Here is a 17,151-nt window from a genome sequence, read left to right on the forward strand (position 1 = left end):
ATTAGAGCACTAACGTAAATTAGAATATTCCCGTTGCGCAGTTGTGGTAACGAGACTTCTTGTGACGAACGCTAGTTAAGAAACTTATAAAGGAATGAGTAAATGCAATTAACCAAATTGGTTTGGGTCTTTGGTATGGGGGCTGCCGTACTGGCAGGCCAGGCACAGGCAAGCGATCAGGGCCACGGCACGGTTAAGTTTACCGGCAGTATTATTGATGCTCCATGTTCAATTACCCCTGAAACCATTGAGCAGACCGTCGATTTGGGCGAAATCTCCAATAAATCGCTGCTCAACGGCGGAAAGTCCAACCCACGTCCGTTTGATATCAAACTGGAAAGCTGCGATCTCTCGGGGCTTACGGATAAAACCGTCACCATTACCTTTACCGGACCGGAATCCAGCGCTCAGCCCGGCTATTTGGCTATTGTCGGCAGCAGCGCCAGCGGGGCTGCTATCGGTATTACCAACGATGAGGGCACCAACATTCCGCTTGGGACCGCCAGCTCCGCGACAAAAACACAGCAGGGTGATAACACGCTAACTTACTCCGCCTACCTCAAAGGAAATGGCGGGAGCACAACGGTCGTGCCGGGATCCTTCACCTCGGTTGCCAATTTTACTTTGGCCTATCAGTAAGCACGCAGCAGGCCTTCTGCGTTTTTCTATACGGTTTTCGTTTGTGAGATACCTATGAATAGCAGTGCTTCGTTTGTAGTGCCCTCTCTGCTGGTGTGGTTTGTGCTATCCCTGATCTCTTCAGGTGTGCTGGCGAAGAATGCGGCGGATCAGGGACATGGAAAGGTAAGCATGCAGGGTTCGATCATCGACACGCCCTGCGCGATCGCCGTGGCCAGTCGGGAACAGGTGATCGATCTGATGACTATCCCACTAGAACAAGTGATTCGTGACGGTGCTGGCCCTTCTAAGCCATTCAGTATTCATCTGGAAAATTGTGCCTTTGAGCAATTGATCCCTAACCAGCAGGACTGGTCGCATTTCATGGTGACCTTTGATGGCCCCGTTACTGACGGCGAGCTGTTTGCGCTCCACGGTGGCGCTCGAGGTATCGGGTTAGAGATTTCTGATGCAACAGGAAACCGTATGCATCCCGGCATTGCTTCGCAGGCGGGCCTGCTGCAGCCCGGCGCCATGCGCCTTGATTACTCACTACGTTTGGTGGGCAACCATCAAAAACTACGGGCCGGGGCTTACTCCACTACCGTGCGTTTTAAACTGGATTATTTTTGATGAGGCAGGTTTTATATCACGCCGGTGCAGGGCTGCGCCGTTGTCCTGTAGCGCTGATGGTAGCGCTGGCTTTTCAGGGGGCAAAGGGATACGCGGCAGAGGCAATAGAATTCAACACGGATGTCCTGGATATTAGTGACCGTTCACACATCGACCTTAGCCAGTTTTCTCAGGCAGGGTACATCATGCCGGGTAAGTATCAGATGGTTATCCGTCTGAACAAAGCCGAGCTGCCGGAGCAAACGTTAGCGTTTATTAAACCGGACAACGATCCTCAGGGCAGCCAGGTGTGCCTTACGCCACAGGTCATTGCCCAACTGGGATTAAAAGCTTCTGCTTTGCGCGATCTCATGTGGTGGCACAACGGGCAGTGTCTGGATACCGTGAGCCTGCCGGGGGTAACCGCGAGGGCCGATCTAGGCGAAAGCGCGCTCTACTTGAACGTTCCCCAGGCGTATCTGGAATATACCGCCGACAACTGGGATCCGCCCGCTCGCTGGGATGACGGTATTGCCGGGGGAATTTTTGATTACAACCTTAACGGACAGTCGTCGCGTTTTACCGGCGCGAGCCGAAGAGATGTCCAGTCGCTTAGCGGCAACGGAACCACGGGGTTTAACCTGGGGGCCTGGCGTTTTCGCGCCGACTGGCAAGGGCAGTACAACCATACCCGTGGCTCCATGAACAACACGCAGCGTGACTGGCAGTGGAGCCGGTACTACGCCTGGCGGGCAATCCCCTCGTTAAAATCGAAGCTGATGCTCGGTGAGAACTACCTCAACTCCGGCATGTTCGACAGTTTCCGCTACACCGGAACCAGTATGGAGTCTGATGACAATATGCTGCCACCAAATCTGCGCGGCTACGCGCCGGAGGTCGTCGGCGTGGCAAAAACCAACGCTAAAGTGACCGTTAGCCAGCAGGGCAGGGTTATCTATGAAACCACGGTCGCCGCCGGGCCGTTTCGGATTCAGGATTTGAACACCGCCGTTTCGGGTACGCTGGACGTGAAGGTTCAGGAACAGGATGGCACTTCGCATAGTTTCCAGGTGGATACGGCAAGCATTCCCTATCTTACGCGCCCGGGCAGCGTGCGTTACAAGCTCGCCTTCGGTAAACCTTCGGATTACCGGCACGATAGCCAGGGGCCGGGGTTTGCCACCGGCGAATTCTCCTGGGGCGTGAATAACGGTTGGTCATTGTACGGCGGGAGTTTGCTGGCCGACGACTATCACGCGCTGGCGGCAGGAATTGGCCGAGATTTGCTGGCGTTAGGGGCGCTCTCATTTGACGTTACCCAGTCCCATGCGGAACTGCCAAGGGACAACACCAAAACGGGCGGCTCGTGGCGTCTTAGCTATTCCAAACGTTTTGACGAATATGATAGCCAGGTCACCTTTGCAGGCTACCGCTTTTCTCAGCGCGATTTTATGAGCATGAGCGAATATCTGAACGTGCGCTATCACGGCATCGTTGGTAACAACAATAAAGAGTTGTACACCATCGCTTTCAATAAGCAATTCCGCAGTCTGGGCCTAAGCGCTTATGCAAACTATAGCCACCAAACCTACTGGAATCGCCCGGATAACGATAGTTACAACCTCTCCCTATCGCGCTATTTCGATGCCTGGCGTTTTAAAAACGTCAGCCTCAACCTGTCGGCCTATCGAACGCTTTATAACAACACCAGCGATGACGGCATGTATCTCAGTCTGTCATTGCCGTGGGGGAACAGTAGCACGTTGAGTTTCGACAGCCAGGCGGGCAGCACGGGTAATAGCACCGCGGTGGGGTATTTCGACCGCCTCGATAGCAATAACAGCTATCGTGTTAAGGCCGGTGCGGGCAGCAGAGGTAATGCCGTTGGCAGCGGTTACTTCACCCATCAGGGGAATAGCGCGGAAATGAGCGTCAACGCCAGCTACGAAGGTAGCCGCTATCACTCCGTCGGCCTTTCAGCTCAGGGCGGCATAACCGGCACCACGGAAGGCGTTGCGTTACACCGTGTTAGCACAATGGGGGGGACGCGGATGATGCTCGATACCTCAGGCGTCAGCGGCGTTCCGGTGCGGGGATACGGCGGTGTTACTGAGACAAACCGATTTGGCAAAGCCGTCGTCTCGGACATCAGCAGCTATTACCGAAGCAGCGTTAGCGTGGACGTTAACAAGCTGGCGGATGATGTTGAGGCTACGCGCTCGGTGGTGCAGGGCACCCTAACCGAAGGCGCGATCGGTCTGCGTCGCTTCGGCGTTATTGCCGGGGAAAAAGCGATGGTCACCGTCCGTCTTGCGGACGGTACTACGCCGCCGTTTGGTGCGGTAGTGATGGGGCTCGGCGGTCATCAGGCTGGGATCGTTAACGATGGCGGCCAGGTTTGGCTAACCGGGATGAACGCCGGAGAAGCGATGCGCGTGGTATGGGACGGGAAAACCCAGTGCGAGCTGAGTCTGCCGAAACCGTTGCCCACGGCTACCGATAATCTAATGCTGCTGTGCCAAAGCGTACGGGCTTAAGCCACCTGCAATCAGACAAAAGCCTGAATGACAATTCGGTTGCCGTGCATGACGGCACGGCGACATCTTGCAAAGCGAGTTTCAATAGATGAAAAACTATTCTTATTTGACGATGACCTCCACCGCCCTGATTGCCGTCCTGGTCAGCCAAAGCACGTCGGCGGCCATTGCTCTTGATCGCACCCGTGCCGTGTTTAACGGTGCAAATAAATCGATCAGTTTAAATATTACCAACCAGAATAAAATGTTGCCCTATCTGGCCCAGGCATGGGTAGAAGATGAGCAAGGTAACAAAATCACCCAGCCTCTGACCGCGCTTCCGCCGCTACAGCGAGTAGAGCCGTTGGCAAAAGGCCAGGTGAAACTGCAGCTGATGGGGGATCCCAGCACGCTGCCTCAGGATCGAGAGTCGCTGTTTTACTTTAATCTGCGTGAAATCCCGCCCAAAAGCACGAAAGCCAATACGTTGCAGATTGCCCTGCAGACGCGAATCAAGCTGTTCTATCGGCCTGAATCCATTGAAATCAATAGATCCGAAGGCGAAAGCGTGTGGCAGGAAAAAATCACGCTTAAGCGAGAAGGCGATAAATACCGCGTTATTAATCCTGGCCCCTATTACGTGACCCTGGCCGGGGCATACGAACGCTCGGATAGCCCCCCGATTGCCGGCTTCGATCCGGTGATGATTGCCCCTCGTTCAGATGCTTTGTTGAACATCAAGGCATCGACGCTGGGACAGAAACCGATGCTGGCATGGATTAACGACTACGGCGGGCGGCCGAAGCTTATCTTCAACTGCGCGGACAATGTTTGCCGGGTCATCGGGAGTAAAGCCGGGTGAGGCTGATGGAGAAGCAAAACAAGTGGAATTACCACGCTCTGGCAGGGTGCAACCGCGTTGCCAGCGCCCTGGCATTGGCGCTGGTGCTACCGACGACGGCTTGGGCTCTGCCCGACAACTGGAACGTTGAAGGCGTAAATGGGGCACTGCATATTACGGGTGATTTTGTTGAGGGGGCATGTCGCCTCGACATGACTTCTCAAGCTCAGGAAGTCAGTCTCGGCAACGCATCGACCCAGGCGCTTCGAAATCCGGGCGATCGCGGTGAGCCGGTAGCCTTTACGCTGAGGTTACGTGACTGCGTGCGCAGCGGGTCAGAGATGCTCAATACGCGGAGCGGGAACAGCAGCTGGGATCCGCTTCAGCCGGCTGTCAGCGTGACTTTTTTGGCCCCGGCGGATGCCGACAGCCCCGAGCTGGTGCAGGTGAACGGCCTCACCGGGCTGGGGTTGAGGATCGCCGACAGCGCCTGGCATGACGTGCGATTAGGCGAGCGTACGCTGCCGCAGTTTGTCACCCCGACCAATGATGCGCTGGTCTACTACGTGCAGCCCGAACGCACTTCTGCTCCGTTAACGGCGGGGACATGGCAGGCTACGGTCGGCTTCAGACTGAATTATGACTAAGGATCCAAAGATGATATTTGCCCGATGGGGAGCCATAGCCCTGTTCGCAATGACGGAAATGCTGCTGGCGGGTGATACGGCAGCCGCGGGCTCCAGTAATTTAGATGTTCGTATTACCGGCACGGTGGTGGCGACCGCATCATGTACTTTTAGCGGAACTGACCCGATTAAGGTGGAATTCGGGGACGTCTATATCAATGAGATTATCGGTGAGGCCTATAAACAGCCCGTTCCCTATCAGGTGTCCTGCAAAGGCGATCCGGACGGCAAAACGCTGCAAATGCAGATTGCCGGTAGTGCTGCCAGCTTTGATGGAAAACAGCTAAAAACCGATGCCAGCGGGCTTGGCATCAAATTGCTTAAAGGAAGCGAAACGCTGTCGGTAAACCAATGGTTCAACTTCGATAACGCTAGCCAGCCTTTGCTGTACGCCGTACTGGAAAAACAGACCGGCGCACGTTTTCAGGACGGACAGGCATTCAACGCCAGCGCCACGTTAAAAGTGGCTTATAACTGAGGCAATCAGGGTGAAGAACAAAGTTTATGGCGGCTGTGGAAGGAGCCTGGCGCTAGCGCTGCTGTTGTCCGGGCCAGGCGTTCAGCTCACTTCGGCGCATGCCGCAGCAACCGGAGACAGTAACGATATTTCCTTTCACGGCACGCTGAGGATCCATCCGTGCCACATCAATAACGATCGTGATGTAAACATCCACTTTGACAATGTTGGCATCCATAAGGTTGACGGGGTGCGTTACCAGCAGGCTATCGCCTGGCAGCTGATTTGCGACGACGTTGACCCCACGTGGCGTCTGACCCTTGCGGTAAACGGCAGCGCAACGTCCTTTGACCGCAGCGCGCTGGCAACCAATATTCGTGGGCTGGGGATCCAGATTAAACAGAACGGTCAGTTGATGGAGATTAACAAACCCCTCGACATTCTTTATCAGCATCCGCCCACGCTTGAGGCTGTGCCGGTAAAAGATCCCAGCATCGATGAGCTGGGCGATGGGGCATTTTCTGCTACGGCAACGCTGCTGGCCGAGTATTTATAAGGAGCAGGAATGGGGAGTAGAACGATAGCCGGACGCAGCGCGGGCATACTGTTGTTAATGATGGTTTTAGCCGGTCACGCAGCGGCAGGAAACGGTGGTGTGAAAGTCACCAGCGACAACCTGAAATTTGACGGGACGCTGGTGGCCGATCCCTGCGAGCTGGACCCGAATACGACAGATATTACTTTGGATTTCGGCACGGTAATCGATACCTATTTATACCTTAACACCCGTACCCACGCGCAGCCCTTCACCCTCAGGCTTCTGGAGTGCGATCTGAGCCTGGGTAATCAGGTAGAGGTCACGTTTAAAGGGACGCAGAGCAAGGAATTACCGGGTTTTCTGGCGCTTAGCAACTCGACCGCCAGCGGCATTGCGCTTGGCCTGGAGCAAAAGGACGGCACACCCTTGCCGCTCAATAAGACCGTGCCCGCTTTTACGCTCGCCGGTGGAACTAATGATCTTGTGCTGTACGGTTACGTTATTGGAGAACCTTCCGCGCTGGCCGCACATACCTTGCGCCGTGGAGCATTTGAGGCGCTGGCGACATTCGAGCTTAATTATCCCTAGGAGATTCACATTCAGATATGAAATTACCCCTATTTATTATGCTGCTGGCGGTGCATCAGGGCGCATGGGCCTACTCGTGTAACTCCATTGGCTGGAATGGCGGAGATGCTAATGTTAACGTAACCGTCAGTCCGGACGTCAATACCGGTAGAAACAAGATTGTCGATCTCCGTTCGCAGATCAGCTGTAAGAACGACTCTGTAGACGGCGGTTGGGTCGATTCGATGTGGCTTGCCAGTAACGGAATGAGCCTCAATTCCGCCATTTTCAAGGATCTTAAGGGCGGCGTTATCATTTCTGGAAAGGTTTATCCTGAACCTGTACCTGAAGTTGAGATTTTTAGTCTCAATGCCCAGGAAACTAAAAGCTTACCCGTAGAGCTTTATTTCGAGCTAACCAGCATGGGTAAGTCGTTGCAGATCAGGCGTGGAGACAGGCTTGCGCAAATTAAGTTTATCCAGAGAAATAACCACGGTGCGCAAAACTATTACATCTGGTATTTCATTGCGGCGAACGATGTTGATATAAACACGTCAACTTGCAAAATCCTCTCTGGAGAGACGTTGTTAGTTGAACTGGGAGAGCTTGAAAGAAGTGAGATTCAAAGCTCAGGAACTTCTACACAGACGGTGGAAAAAAGCCTCAACATAACCTGTGATGTCACCCATGAAGTTGATTTTGAAGTAAAGATGAACACAACTCCTACCTCTTGGAATAATAATGCCATCACTACCAGTAACAATAATCTCGGGGTCGTCATGCGTTGGAACGGGAATATTGTTACAAACGGTAACACGCAGCAGCTTAGTGTGGTAAATGGCAGTATTTCGGTACCACTGAGTTTTACGCCAGTCAAACCTACCTCGGTCAGTTATGAAGATATAAAAACAGGTGCTTTTAACGCCTCGGCGACATTGATCATCACCCAGCAGTAGGATTGCTTGAGGCGTTTTTTGATAGAGCGTCTTACCAGCGCGTGTTATGTTTCTGCCTACAAAAAAGAGGGTGTATTAAGTATTTCCTTCTCATAATACGTATTCATATTGTTAGTTATCATTCAGGAAAAGTAAATATTCATGTAGCGTGAAGACATTACTTTCAGTGGCGACAGGGACGTCCTTTTTCAATACTTCTTATAAGGGTGAACAGACTAAAAATGTGTTCCTAAAAATAAACTGAGTGATTTGTTTTGGCTATTGACTAATATGGATTGATCGCTGAAAGCAATTTCACACATTATGATTTGAATGGTAAAATATTATTTCATAAAACAGTAAATTCGCATCGAGATCAATTCTGTTGTCTATATCGTGATAAAGAAGGCATTACTCCCCGCTAATTTGTTAAATTAAAGTTACCAGTGAGTTGGGTTTTTGTTGTCTGAAGATTTGGCAGGATATATTTAAGATCATGGATTGATATATTCACTCATGCGTTTTCCTGAAGGTACCTTCACTCATAAAGCTAAACGCCAGAGGGATTTAAAATGAAAAAATGCGTAGTAAATACAGGAAAAATTTACTTTCTTAATTTCACATTTAATCCAAAATCCAGAACGCTGCAACAAGACGATACCGTTTTACAATTAAGGAAAAAACAGTCAGATGTGCTTGCATTACTTTGCGCACAATACCCTGAACCGGTTTCCCAGGCTGAATTTCTTGCTGAAGTATGGGGAGGCGGTTATGTGACTTCGCAAAGCATCGCACAGATGATCCGTTCTTTAAGAGTAAGCCTGGGAGATGATACGAAGAGTATTATTGTCACTATCCCAAAGTTGGGGTATCAACTCACAGCCGAGCCCTGCTGGGAAGAGCCTGAAGCGGAACCCGATAAACCTGGCTATGAGTCATCTTTTCCTGGAAACATCGAAGTAGATAACGTTTCCTTTTCAACCCAGTCGATGATTAACGTCATTCCCGTGAGTGCTAATTCGATGTCGGTTATCCCTTATTCTGCTCCCAGAACGGTGCCAGACAGAAAGAGGTTTTCGCCGCAGACGTTTTTTTTAAGTACAGTAGCTGCAATTTTTTTTTGTCTCTTTTCATTTTTTTTGCCATGACGGCAAGAAGTAACACCTTGGATTTTATTAAAAATCATAATGATATTGGCCAGATGCCATTAGCTAACCTCGTCCCGCCGGTTGGCAATAATTTTTTGTACTGTTGCAACGCGGCTGAAGGAGTAATCTGCCACCCTAAAGCGAATTTGTTGAGCGCTCAATGCGTCACGCTGCAAGATATACCTTAAAAAAATTAATAACGTTAGATATTATTGCTTTAGAATTTATTAGCAGACAACAATTAAACAGCGCAATGAACTTTTTTTGCCAATGATTTTTTAGTCGCTCACCTGTTGAAGCTTATCGACTTTGCGGCCTCGTCATTCTGATGCCAAAACGCAAGCAAGATGCTTGCGTTATTTCTTACTCCTCGTTATCGACAGACGAAACGCTCGCGGATGCCTTCTTGTCTGGCCACTTCTATTTTATCGATGACTGCTGTTTGATGTGCAATCAGGGAAATTATTTTTTTGACATACCTGTCATGATGCACCGGCGTCTTTGAATGATAGTTACCGATTCCATCCCACGTATAGCCATAGCGTTCAATACTTTGCTTGAGCACCCAGGCACCTGAAAAAACATTAGCGCAGCTATTCTCTCGTAACAAAGTTTCATCAATGCCCAGGGATTTCAAAGCCTTAAAATGCACCGTGTTAATTTGCATTATGCCAACATCTACGGTGCTATTCGTATTGTGATTCATTGCCTGCTGACGGTTTCTGGACTCTTGCCAGATAATAGCCTTGATTAGCAGAGGGTTAATCTGGAAGCACTGCGCGGCTTCGACAATGCAATCAACCTTTTGTGCTGTAACCAAAGGGGGGAACAAAAGGGATAAGGTTAAAGCAACGGGCGTAAATGATTTTATTTTCATGATTTGTATACCCGGCACTATGCCGGGATTAATAGCAGAGAAGGTTATAACGACGGATCGCTGTCGGTCTCGGTGAAACTTTTATACATCATATTATTAAAAAACATATTCACGCCGAGCAGTTGGAAGGTGCGTTTGTCCAGCACGTTGTTCGCATAATCTTTGTACTCATCGGTATTGCGCAAATAGGTATCTGAGTAGAGCAGCGCTTCGTTAAGTTGGTGCATCGATACGTTCTTATCGGGGGAAAGTGCCCGCATTTCATCCATCATATCGCTCAGCTTGTGTTCGGGCTTATTCTGCTGAAAATAGTGGAGCACTTTATCGTTAAAGCTCTCATCCGACGATTCACCGTCTTTAACGTACGGCGAGGAAGAGGCAATACTGTTGATGCTATTCATTGTTTTCATCCTTATCTGAGTTAACGGCTTCTGAAGGCATCCGGTGGCTCATAGCGATGAGTTTCCCTGCCAGATTGCGAAGCATGTCGGGCGTCAGGTTGTTGATGGTTTCATTAAAACAGGCGGTCTTTTCATCCGCCTGCTGTAGCCACGTGCAGCAAAGCGTTTCACTAGGAAAGCGCACCGCATCCATGTCATTTTGCACAGTGATGTGATTATCTTCGGTATACAGGTAGTTCGAAATGTCCGCGCCGTCCGGCAGCTTTACCGCTCGGGGAATAACGATGCGTAGCGCTTTCTGATGCCCACACTGTTCCTGAAGGTGATGGATAATGCGCTCAACGATCATTGGGTCGTGTAAGGACTGGTTGAGCGCTGTGGCGATCTGCTGGCGAAATACTTCCTGCCGCTTATGTTGCTGGCGCTGATACTCGTCAAGCAGCGTCACCAGCTGCGAGAAAAACAGCTCAAAGCCGGTCTGGAACGCTTGCCTCTCACAGTTTTCACGCAGCCTGACCGTCTGTAACTCATACTCGGCATGAATTTCACTGCAGCGATTTAGGGTACGTTCCAGCGCCACAGCCATCCGCTGATGGCGGGTTCGCTCAGAAGATTTAATCAACGTCAGGCGATGCAGATCTTCGGGTAACTCATCAATAGTAATGGTGCGCATAGGTGAAGGCCATTCGTAGCAAATTAATGTGGTTTAGCGTTTTGGGGGCCGTGAATTGCGCAAGCGCCATGCCGGAAGGAAAGTGCAGCATCAAACGCTGTCGCAGCGCGGCAGGTAACCCCGGGAACTGCCCCAGAAGGAACGTTGCGCCGCAAGAAGCGGTATCAAACGGGATATCGCCTTCAAGCGTTACCTCGTGAAGCAGCGGCAAAGAGATAAAGGCCTGCAGACGCGGGTCAGACATCAGCACAGCGCCCATTTCAGGCAGCCTGTTCCGCTGCAGATAGCCACCAATCAAATGTGCAGCAAGGGGAATCAGATGCCAGTGCGAAAGCAATAGCGAACACGTGGCTTCGTCGGGCTGCCAGCGAGCAGGTAGGTCAGAGAGTTTGCCGCACCTTAGCAGCCAGAAATTAAGTAGCCTGTCCTCTCGGATTTCACTCGCCCGGAATATCTCCGGCAGGTGGCTGCGATGCGTGTAGCTTGCCGGGGCGTATAAAATGGACATTATGCGCGAATCTCCGACTGTCATGGTTTCGCGGCCTCGTCCTCAATCAGTTCTGCAGCGTTATCCTGGGTTGAAGGCGGGCGGCGGCTAAGCTTATAGAGCATGAAGCCCGCCGTGCCGGTAGCGCACAAAGCCATAGCGGAAAAGAGGATAATCCACAAGGCAGGGATGCTGGCGGGTACTCTGATCGGCGCAACGTACTGGATAACCGGGGCGGGGAACAGAACCACCGAAATATTCTCGTAGCGCACGTCATCGAAACTATTTTTGATCAACGTTTTTATCTGCGAGATAAACAAATTATCGTCAATCTCGCCTTTATAGGAAATAAGCACGCCGACGTGGCCGGTGGCTTTTTTTCCGCTCGTATCGTTATTAAAGGGGGGATAGCTGACGTGAACGCGCGCGTTGACGACCTGAGCTATCATGCGTAGCGATTGCTCAAGCCGCTGCTCCTGTAATGAGAGGACGCGGGCCTGCTCGGCGTTAGGGGAAGCAACCAAAGAGCTTTCCGGAAAAGCCTGCCCGATCTGAACGTCAGCGGCCCACGGCAACTGGTACTGATTAATGATAGACAGTGCGGCGGTACTTTCAGACTCCCCGACCGAGACGGTATAGCCAGCCTTAAGATTGCCGTCCTTTTTCGCTGAAATATTATGCTGCTGCAGAATAGCGAGAACCTGGTTGGCCTGCTCCTGGGTAAGGTTGAAGAGTAGGTTCTCGTCATTACAGGCGCTAAGCATAAAAGTTAACAGCACGGCAGCGAGGACGCGTGAATATTTGTTCATCATTATTGCGATTTTTCCAGAGTTTCTATGGTGCTCACCGCCTTGCGTGCAAGAGTACTCACCAGAGAAACGTAGTTACTGTATTCACCGATATAGTTTTGCAGCATCTGTAGCTTCTCCGGATTGCTGGTGTAATGCGGAGACTGACTAAGGGTATTAATCACATTTTTAAACTGCGCATCGGTCTCGCTGACTTTAGTAAACGTGCTGGACACTAAATTATTAAAATTTCGATCGTGAACGCTTACGGATAGGTTATCTTCAGGGTTGATGGTTTTTGGCGAGAGCTTGGTTAATGCCGACAAGGCTTCATTAAATTGACTCATAATTACTCCAGAATAGAAAAGGGTACGAGAGCGACACGTACCCGTGTTAATTAACGGAAGTTTTGAATAATGGCTGCGCCAATATCCTTATAGGCTTTCACGGTACTGGTCTGCGCGTTACGAAACAGCGTGTATTGCTGTAGCTTCGACTGATAGTTGGCCAACACGGCTGGATCAGACGGGTCGGCTTTCAGCGCCTCCTCAGCTGTCTTTAATTCTTCCATCATTTTTTCAGCACCCGCTTCGAAGCCAGCGGATACTTCATCCAGATAATAGCCATTGTTATCTACAGTACGCGCGTTTGTATCAGCCATTTAAGTCTCCTTGTTTTAGGGGAAAGTACCAATGACGAGGGTTCAAAAACAGATAGCCATTAGAAGAGTCAACATATGACTTATCCTGTAACCAGTTTTCGTCGAGATTAATTGAAAAATTAATCACGCGGCTTCCCCATTGGTGATTGAACTGTTTAATGAAATGCTGCAAAGAACGTAGAGCGCTGTCGCTCAGGGCATCACGTACCACCAAAGCATAACCGCTAGTCGAATTAATTTGGCGGTAGTAAATGTGCAAACGATCCAGGCCCTGCCGAGCATCCTGTAATAACTGATCTTTTGTTTTTACCAGGATTTTGATATCGAGAGCAAACGGGATTTTTTGCAAAACAATAGCTTTGAAATTTTGCTCTTCCTGCAGGGTTAATCCTCTGTAAAGTGCAATTGCCGGCTGCTGAGGTTTAGAATAGTCAATTTGTAAAACGGGGTAGCCCGCATTCGCCAGCTGCGAAATGACTTCATTTCTTTGCTGTGTTAACCAAACAGGAACCACGCTGTCCCTGTCCTGCAATTTGAAGAGCGCTTCCCGCGTCCATTCCATTGCCTGAAAGTTCTGAGTAAGAACGTAGATAAGATTATTATCGCGGCCACGAATAATATCTACAGGCATCGGTGCGCCTGCTAACACCTCATTTAAGGTTAAAACCTGCCGATCGCTTTCCCGGTTTTTATACCAAATAACGCCCGTGGTAATCACAAGAAGTAAGAAAATGACTGAACCGAAAATCAGGGCATGATTTTTTTTTGCATTAAACTCTTGCAGCTTATCCTGTTCGCTAAATTCAGCATCGAGGGCCGGAGGAAGATTGAAGTTTTTAATCTCTGCTGGCCAGTCATCTTCGTTACGCTTGATGGCAAAGCGGATGTGCTCATGAACGAAAACTTCATTTTCTTTCAGCAGCGCCGGGTAGCTTCTATCTACCCCCTGTACTTCAAGACGATATCCTTCGTCTGACTCTTCATCCCGGAAAAGAGCCGACAAACGAAGGATAATGTTGGGTGACGGCATGTCACAGGGGAGATAAAGCGTATTCTGCGTATAGGCTGCGGCATGATCTCCAGGCGACATCGTTGCAGTAGCGTTATCCTGTAGTGCAAGCCCCGGGTTGATGATGAGAAAGTAATCGTCTGCTGGAAGGTGGAGTTCACAGCCAAACATGGGTCCAAACAGCACCTTCAGGGTGAATTTTTTCTGTGCCTCTGGTACAGGCATATCATCATGTAATTCGTTCATGTCGCTGTTCATAGAAAAGGCCATTAATAATGGAAAACAAGCAATCGTACGAGCATGGCTCTTGCGATTCTATTTTAATCTGCACTACAACTTCCTAATGCTAAGCCGTTCCATTTAATAGTAACGGTCTCAAAAGCAATGAAGTGCCTCGCGCATGAAAAACATTATTCCATTCGCGATGAATTTATTTGACGGTATGCGGGTAGTGCATCTTTAAGACGGCACACTGTAGCGCTACTGATTATTAAACTCAATGTTGTTTGTTGATTTTTTGTTGAATATTTTTTTATGATATTTATTCTTTTTTTATCTCTTTCAACTTGCATTGACGAGCAAGAATTTTCTGATAAATTCACCGGCACTTCGAGGTGTTGTATTAGATAGTTCTTAATCGAGTGCTTGAATATTACTTCTAAACACAAACTGAGGTAAGAGGAAATTATGCTGGTTAGTAATGCTCAATGCCATCAGAAAAACATAATTCGGCAACGCGCAAATGATAGCGCGCATGCGGGAATGCTGCTTTTCGTGAGTGATGAATGTATCGAATTAAATAACGGCATGTTGTTTGCTCGTCCGCTAAACAGTGAATCTGTTATGGCTGTGTCTGCCTCAGGTGAACTGCGGGAGAACTATGACGATCGCCTGAATAATATTCTTCACCCCATTGTGTTATCGACTCTGGATAACATGGAGATTGCTTTTGGGGGGGATTGGATGGTTGAAATACTGTCGATGTCACAGGCCACCACGCTGTTTTCATTCCTGGATTACCAGGCTAAATCTCGTAGCGTTATCGCCGAGCCGCGCGAGGGGGAGACAAATACTTCCTTACTGATGCATACCGAGCGGAATCTGGTAATTTTAGTAGACGATGAATGCAAATCGCTGATGGGGATGTTGATTTTTACATTATTAAAGCCCAAGGACCACCGTCTGGGAAATCTATTTTCGTTTGTCAGGAATGTCGAAAGCTATTGGATTGCCCATTTTCTTTTATCTCAGGTAATGAATGAAGATAAGGAGAGTGACAGTCATAAGATTGGTAATGCCAGTAAGATCTACGGCGTATCTGAATCCTATTTTAGGAAGCTTTGCCACCATGCTTTTACCAGGGGACCAAAAAAACAGTTACGCCTTTGGCGAGCGGCTCACAGTGCCCTGCAGTTGATTGAAAAAGATAATTCAATTTCGGCTATCGCAGGAAATAACGGCTATGCGTCGTCGTCTCATTTTTCTAGTGAAATCAAATCACTGTTCGGCATTACACCGAGGGAGTTTAAAAAATTGGAAGGCTTGCTTCATGAATAAGATGGTTGCGAAACTGCCGGTTCGCTACCTGCCGTATTTATTGCTGGGAGTATTGAGCTGTAATTCGGCGGTCGGCGCATTGTTGGATACTCAGGATTACTCGGGCGGCCCAGTCGATGTCCGTAACGGTTCGCGGGATGACGAAAATACTTATGTCGCCAGTAATAACAGCGTCCAACAGCTTTTCTTTGTGATCGGTGGCGCGCTGAATAAACCCTTTGTTGTCAGTACGGAGGCGGCCAAAAAACGGGTCTCAGGAAATTTCGATCTTAGTAAGCCGAAGGAGCTGTTAAATACCTTAGCTTCACGTACAGGGCTTATCTGGTATGACGATGGCAGCTCCGTGTATGTTTACGATGCCAGCGAAATCAAAAGCAGCATTGTGCGCTTGTCCTACGCGCCGTTTGACCGGCTGGTGGCCTTCATCAAGTCGTCAGGGCTGTACGACGCTCGTTTCCCGCTGCGTTCAGACGGGCGCTCTGGCTCTTTTTATGTCTCCGGGCCGCCGGTCTATGTCGAACTTATCGCGGCGGCTGCAAAGTATATTGATGCAACCTATGCCCGTCCCGGAACGGGTGAAAACACGATCCGCGTGATCAAGCTTAAAAACACTTTTGTGAACGATCGCACCTTTACCCAGCGTGACAGCCCTGTCACCGTGTCGGGCGTTGCGACGGTGCTGAACCAGTTGCTGAATAACTCTGTCGATAACCGTGGTGGACGTTCAGCACCGGCCGGGGCGAATATCACCGTAGATAATGATACGCGAGGCGCGCTTGAGGCCGCTTCGGCCACTCAGAAGGGAAATTTTCCGCCGTTGCCTTCATTTAATTCGGGGTCATCGGCGAAGCGGGAGTATGTGTCAGATTCCCTCGGCCAATCGTCCATCAATATTGTCGGCTACTCGGATACCAACAGCTTGCTCATTCAGGGTTCCGAAAGGCAGGTGAGTTTTGTTGAGGATTTAGTCAGCGCTATTGATGTCCCTAAACAGCAGATTCAGCTGTCGCTGTGGATCATTGATATTTCGAAGGATGATATTAACGAACTGGGGATTCGCTGGCAGGGTGCGGCAAAAATAGGCAATACCGGCGTTACTTTTAATACCAGTTCGCTGACTCCGGAAAACAGCATTCATTTTCTGGCGGACGTATCCGCGCTTGCGAAAAAAGGCAATGCGCAGGTGGTTTCACGTCCGGAGATCCTGACTCAGGAAAATGTTCCGGCACTATTTGATAATAACAGTAGCTTTTACGCCAAACTGATTGGAGAGCGTAACTCCTCACTCGAAAAGATTACCTACGGCACCATGATTAGCGTATTGCCGCGTCTGGCGCAGCGCCAGCAGGAGATTGAGATGATCCTGAATATTCAGGATGGAGGTCTGCCCCTCAACTCTGATGGTAAAACCGAAAATGTCGACAGCCTACCAATGGTGAATAACACCCAGATAAGTACGGAAGCGCGCGTGCCTGTGGGCTATAGCCTGCTGGTCGGTGGCTACAGCCGTGACCAGGATGAACATCACAGCGTGGGTATCCCGCTCCTGCGCGACATTCCTGTATTGGGCAAGCTGTTCGATTACAGCTATACCAGCCACAAGAAAATGGTTCGCTTATTCCTTATTCAGCCAAGTTTACTTGCAAGCGGCGAAACCTGGCAGGGTCGGGGAACGGGGGAAAATAATCCCGTGCTGGGCCGAACTTGGGTGGGGAACGAGGTAACGTTGAAATCGACGGTCTCCATGTTACGTGAAACGATGAAAAACAATTAAGAACCA

20 protein-coding genes are annotated in these 17,151 nt (G+C 49.7%); 12 read left to right on the plus strand and 8 right to left on the minus strand.

All coding sequences use genetic code 11. The features are described 5' to 3' along the window. The first annotated feature begins 102 nt into the window (after window positions 1–102). The 10 genes from GYRE_RS17425 (at window position 103) to GYRE_RS24295 (ending at window position 8,918) form a co-directional block, all read left to right on the plus strand. Window positions 103–639, plus strand: a complete 537-nt coding sequence (locus GYRE_RS17425) for a fimbrial protein (RefSeq protein WP_006820307.1) — start codon at window positions 103–105, stop codon at window positions 637–639. 54 nt (window positions 640–693) lie between these two features. Beyond that, on the plus strand, window positions 694–1,251 hold the full coding sequence (locus GYRE_RS17430) for a fimbrial protein (RefSeq protein ID WP_006820306.1): 558 nt from the start codon (window positions 694–696) through the stop codon (window positions 1,249–1,251). Next, on the plus strand, window positions 1,251–3,767 hold the full coding sequence (locus GYRE_RS17435; RefSeq protein WP_038256982.1) for an outer membrane usher protein: 2,517 nt from the start codon (window positions 1,251–1,253) through the stop codon (window positions 3,765–3,767). Before GYRE_RS17430 ends, GYRE_RS17435 begins: the two co-directional genes overlap by 1 nt. A gap of 88 nt (window positions 3,768–3,855) precedes the next feature. Further along, window positions 3,856–4,608: a fimbria/pilus periplasmic chaperone gene (locus GYRE_RS17440; RefSeq protein WP_006820304.1), complete on the plus strand. Its 753-nt coding sequence runs from the start codon at window positions 3,856–3,858 to the stop codon at window positions 4,606–4,608. A gap of 5 nt (window positions 4,609–4,613) precedes the next feature. Continuing rightward, on the plus strand, window positions 4,614–5,234 hold the full coding sequence (locus GYRE_RS17445) for a fimbrial protein (protein ID WP_038256986.1): 621 nt from the start codon (window positions 4,614–4,616) through the stop codon (window positions 5,232–5,234). Window positions 5,235–5,244: 10 nt separating this feature from the next. Beyond that, on the plus strand, window positions 5,245–5,751 hold the full coding sequence (locus GYRE_RS17450) for a fimbrial protein (protein ID WP_051860986.1): 507 nt from the start codon (window positions 5,245–5,247) through the stop codon (window positions 5,749–5,751). 10 nt (window positions 5,752–5,761) lie between these two features. After that, window positions 5,762–6,286 (plus strand): fimbrial protein, encoded by a 525-nt coding sequence (locus tag GYRE_RS17455; RefSeq protein ID WP_006820301.1) that lies wholly within the window; start codon window positions 5,762–5,764, stop codon window positions 6,284–6,286. Between the two features lie 9 nt (window positions 6,287–6,295). After that, the gene (locus GYRE_RS17460) at window positions 6,296–6,856 is read left to right on the plus strand and encodes a fimbrial protein (protein WP_038256989.1); all 561 of its coding nucleotides are present in this window, start codon (window positions 6,296–6,298) and stop codon (window positions 6,854–6,856) included. 17 nt (window positions 6,857–6,873) lie between these two features. After that, entirely contained in the window at window positions 6,874–7,791 is a 918-nt protein-coding gene (locus GYRE_RS17465) for a fimbrial protein (protein WP_006820299.1), read from the plus strand. Between the two features lie 551 nt (window positions 7,792–8,342). Continuing rightward, window positions 8,343–8,918, plus strand: coding sequence for a transcriptional regulator (locus GYRE_RS24295; RefSeq protein WP_006820298.1), 576 nt, complete (start codon window positions 8,343–8,345; stop codon window positions 8,916–8,918). 373 nt (window positions 8,919–9,291) lie between these two features. Here the strand turns inward: GYRE_RS24295 and GYRE_RS17470 are convergent, their stop codons facing one another. The 8 genes from GYRE_RS17470 to GYRE_RS17505 are packed head-to-tail and all read right to left on the minus strand — an operon-like array spanning window position 9,292 to window position 14,072. Continuing rightward, the gene (locus GYRE_RS17470; protein ID WP_006820297.1) at window positions 9,292–9,795 is read right to left on the minus strand and encodes a lytic transglycosylase domain-containing protein; all 504 of its coding nucleotides are present in this window, start codon (window positions 9,793–9,795) and stop codon (window positions 9,292–9,294) included. Between the two features lie 44 nt (window positions 9,796–9,839). Continuing rightward, window positions 9,840–10,196: a hypothetical protein gene (locus GYRE_RS17475; protein ID WP_006820296.1), complete on the minus strand. Its 357-nt coding sequence runs from the start codon at window positions 10,194–10,196 to the stop codon at window positions 9,840–9,842. Further along, window positions 10,189–10,869, minus strand: a complete 681-nt coding sequence (locus GYRE_RS17480) for a hypothetical protein (protein WP_006820295.1) — start codon at window positions 10,867–10,869, stop codon at window positions 10,189–10,191. Before GYRE_RS17480 ends, GYRE_RS17475 begins: the two co-directional genes overlap by 8 nt. Then, window positions 10,850–11,377 carry a type III secretion protein gene (locus tag GYRE_RS17485; protein ID WP_112471454.1) on the minus strand — a complete coding sequence of 176 codons (528 nt, stop codon included), beginning with the start codon at window positions 11,375–11,377 and terminating at the stop codon, window positions 10,850–10,852. Before GYRE_RS17485 ends, GYRE_RS17480 begins: the two co-directional genes overlap by 20 nt. A 20-nt stretch (window positions 11,378–11,397) precedes the next feature. Beyond that, window positions 11,398–12,168 (minus strand): type III secretion system inner membrane ring lipoprotein SctJ, encoded by a 771-nt coding sequence (gene sctJ, locus GYRE_RS17490; protein WP_038256993.1) that lies wholly within the window; start codon window positions 12,166–12,168, stop codon window positions 11,398–11,400. After that, window positions 12,168–12,491, minus strand: a complete 324-nt coding sequence (sctI, locus tag GYRE_RS17495) for a type III secretion system inner rod subunit SctI (RefSeq protein ID WP_006820292.1) — start codon at window positions 12,489–12,491, stop codon at window positions 12,168–12,170. The genes sctJ and sctI overlap by 1 nt, the downstream gene beginning before the upstream one ends. A 50-nt stretch (window positions 12,492–12,541) precedes the next feature. Continuing rightward, window positions 12,542–12,805, minus strand: coding sequence for a type III secretion system needle complex protein (locus GYRE_RS17500; RefSeq protein ID WP_006820291.1), 264 nt, complete (start codon window positions 12,803–12,805; stop codon window positions 12,542–12,544). Next, window positions 12,798–14,072, minus strand: a complete 1,275-nt coding sequence (locus GYRE_RS17505; RefSeq protein ID WP_038256997.1) for a PrgH/EprH family type III secretion apparatus protein — start codon at window positions 14,070–14,072, stop codon at window positions 12,798–12,800. The genes GYRE_RS17500 and GYRE_RS17505 overlap by 8 nt, the downstream gene beginning before the upstream one ends. A 429-nt stretch (window positions 14,073–14,501) precedes the next feature. Here GYRE_RS17505 and GYRE_RS17510 point away from each other — a divergent pair, with 429 nt between their 5' ends. Together GYRE_RS17510 and sctC are read left to right on the plus strand one after the other, a co-directional pair. Beyond that, on the plus strand, window positions 14,502–15,371 hold the full coding sequence (locus GYRE_RS17510) for a helix-turn-helix domain-containing protein (RefSeq protein ID WP_006820288.1): 870 nt from the start codon (window positions 14,502–14,504) through the stop codon (window positions 15,369–15,371). After that, a complete protein-coding gene (gene sctC / locus GYRE_RS17515) occupies window positions 15,364–17,145 on the plus strand; it encodes a type III secretion system outer membrane ring subunit SctC (protein ID WP_038257000.1) in 1,782 nt (593 codons plus the stop codon). Before GYRE_RS17510 ends, sctC begins: the two co-directional genes overlap by 8 nt. The last annotated feature ends 6 nt before the right edge of the window (window positions 17,146–17,151 follow it).

The organism is Yokenella regensburgei ATCC 49455, from assembly GCF_000735455.1.
Lineage (GTDB): Bacteria > Pseudomonadota > Gammaproteobacteria > Enterobacterales > Enterobacteriaceae > Yokenella > Yokenella regensburgei.

Bases quoted from the DNA above. Each gene is read 5' to 3' on its own strand.
- GYRE_RS17425 (WP_006820307.1), top strand. From the start codon at position 103: ATGCAATTAACCAAATTGGTTTGGGTCTTTGGTATGGGGGCTGCCGTA.
- GYRE_RS17430 (WP_006820306.1), top strand. From the start codon at position 694: ATGAATAGCAGTGCTTCGTTTGTAGTGCCCTCTCTGCTGGTGTGGTTT.
- GYRE_RS17435 (WP_038256982.1), top strand. From the start codon at position 1,251: ATGAGGCAGGTTTTATATCACGCCGGTGCAGGGCTGCGCCGTTGTCCT.
- GYRE_RS17440 (WP_006820304.1), top strand. From the start codon at position 3,856: ATGAAAAACTATTCTTATTTGACGATGACCTCCACCGCCCTGATTGCC.
- GYRE_RS17445 (WP_038256986.1), top strand. From the start codon at position 4,614: ATGGAGAAGCAAAACAAGTGGAATTACCACGCTCTGGCAGGGTGCAAC.
- GYRE_RS17450 (WP_051860986.1), top strand. From the start codon at position 5,245: ATGATATTTGCCCGATGGGGAGCCATAGCCCTGTTCGCAATGACGGAA.
- GYRE_RS17460 (WP_038256989.1), top strand. From the start codon at position 6,296: ATGGGGAGTAGAACGATAGCCGGACGCAGCGCGGGCATACTGTTGTTA.
- GYRE_RS17465 (WP_006820299.1), top strand. From the start codon at position 6,874: ATGAAATTACCCCTATTTATTATGCTGCTGGCGGTGCATCAGGGCGCA.
- GYRE_RS24295 (WP_006820298.1), top strand. From the start codon at position 8,343: ATGAAAAAATGCGTAGTAAATACAGGAAAAATTTACTTTCTTAATTTC.
- GYRE_RS17470 (WP_006820297.1), bottom strand. From the start codon at position 9,795: ATGAAAATAAAATCATTTACGCCCGTTGCTTTAACCTTATCCCTTTTG.
- GYRE_RS17475 (WP_006820296.1), bottom strand. From the start codon at position 10,196: ATGAATAGCATCAACAGTATTGCCTCTTCCTCGCCGTACGTTAAAGAC.
- GYRE_RS17480 (WP_006820295.1), bottom strand. From the start codon at position 10,869: ATGCGCACCATTACTATTGATGAGTTACCCGAAGATCTGCATCGCCTG.
- GYRE_RS17485 (WP_112471454.1), bottom strand. From the start codon at position 11,377: ATGTCCATTTTATACGCCCCGGCAAGCTACACGCATCGCAGCCACCTG.
- sctJ (WP_038256993.1), bottom strand. From the start codon at position 12,168: ATGATGAACAAATATTCACGCGTCCTCGCTGCCGTGCTGTTAACTTTT.
- sctI (WP_006820292.1), bottom strand. From the start codon at position 12,491: ATGAGTCAATTTAATGAAGCCTTGTCGGCATTAACCAAGCTCTCGCCA.
- GYRE_RS17500 (WP_006820291.1), bottom strand. From the start codon at position 12,805: ATGGCTGATACAAACGCGCGTACTGTAGATAACAATGGCTATTATCTG.
- GYRE_RS17505 (WP_038256997.1), bottom strand. From the start codon at position 14,072: ATGAACAGCGACATGAACGAATTACATGATGATATGCCTGTACCAGAG.
- GYRE_RS17510 (WP_006820288.1), top strand. From the start codon at position 14,502: ATGCTGGTTAGTAATGCTCAATGCCATCAGAAAAACATAATTCGGCAA.
- sctC (WP_038257000.1), top strand. From the start codon at position 15,364: ATGAATAAGATGGTTGCGAAACTGCCGGTTCGCTACCTGCCGTATTTA.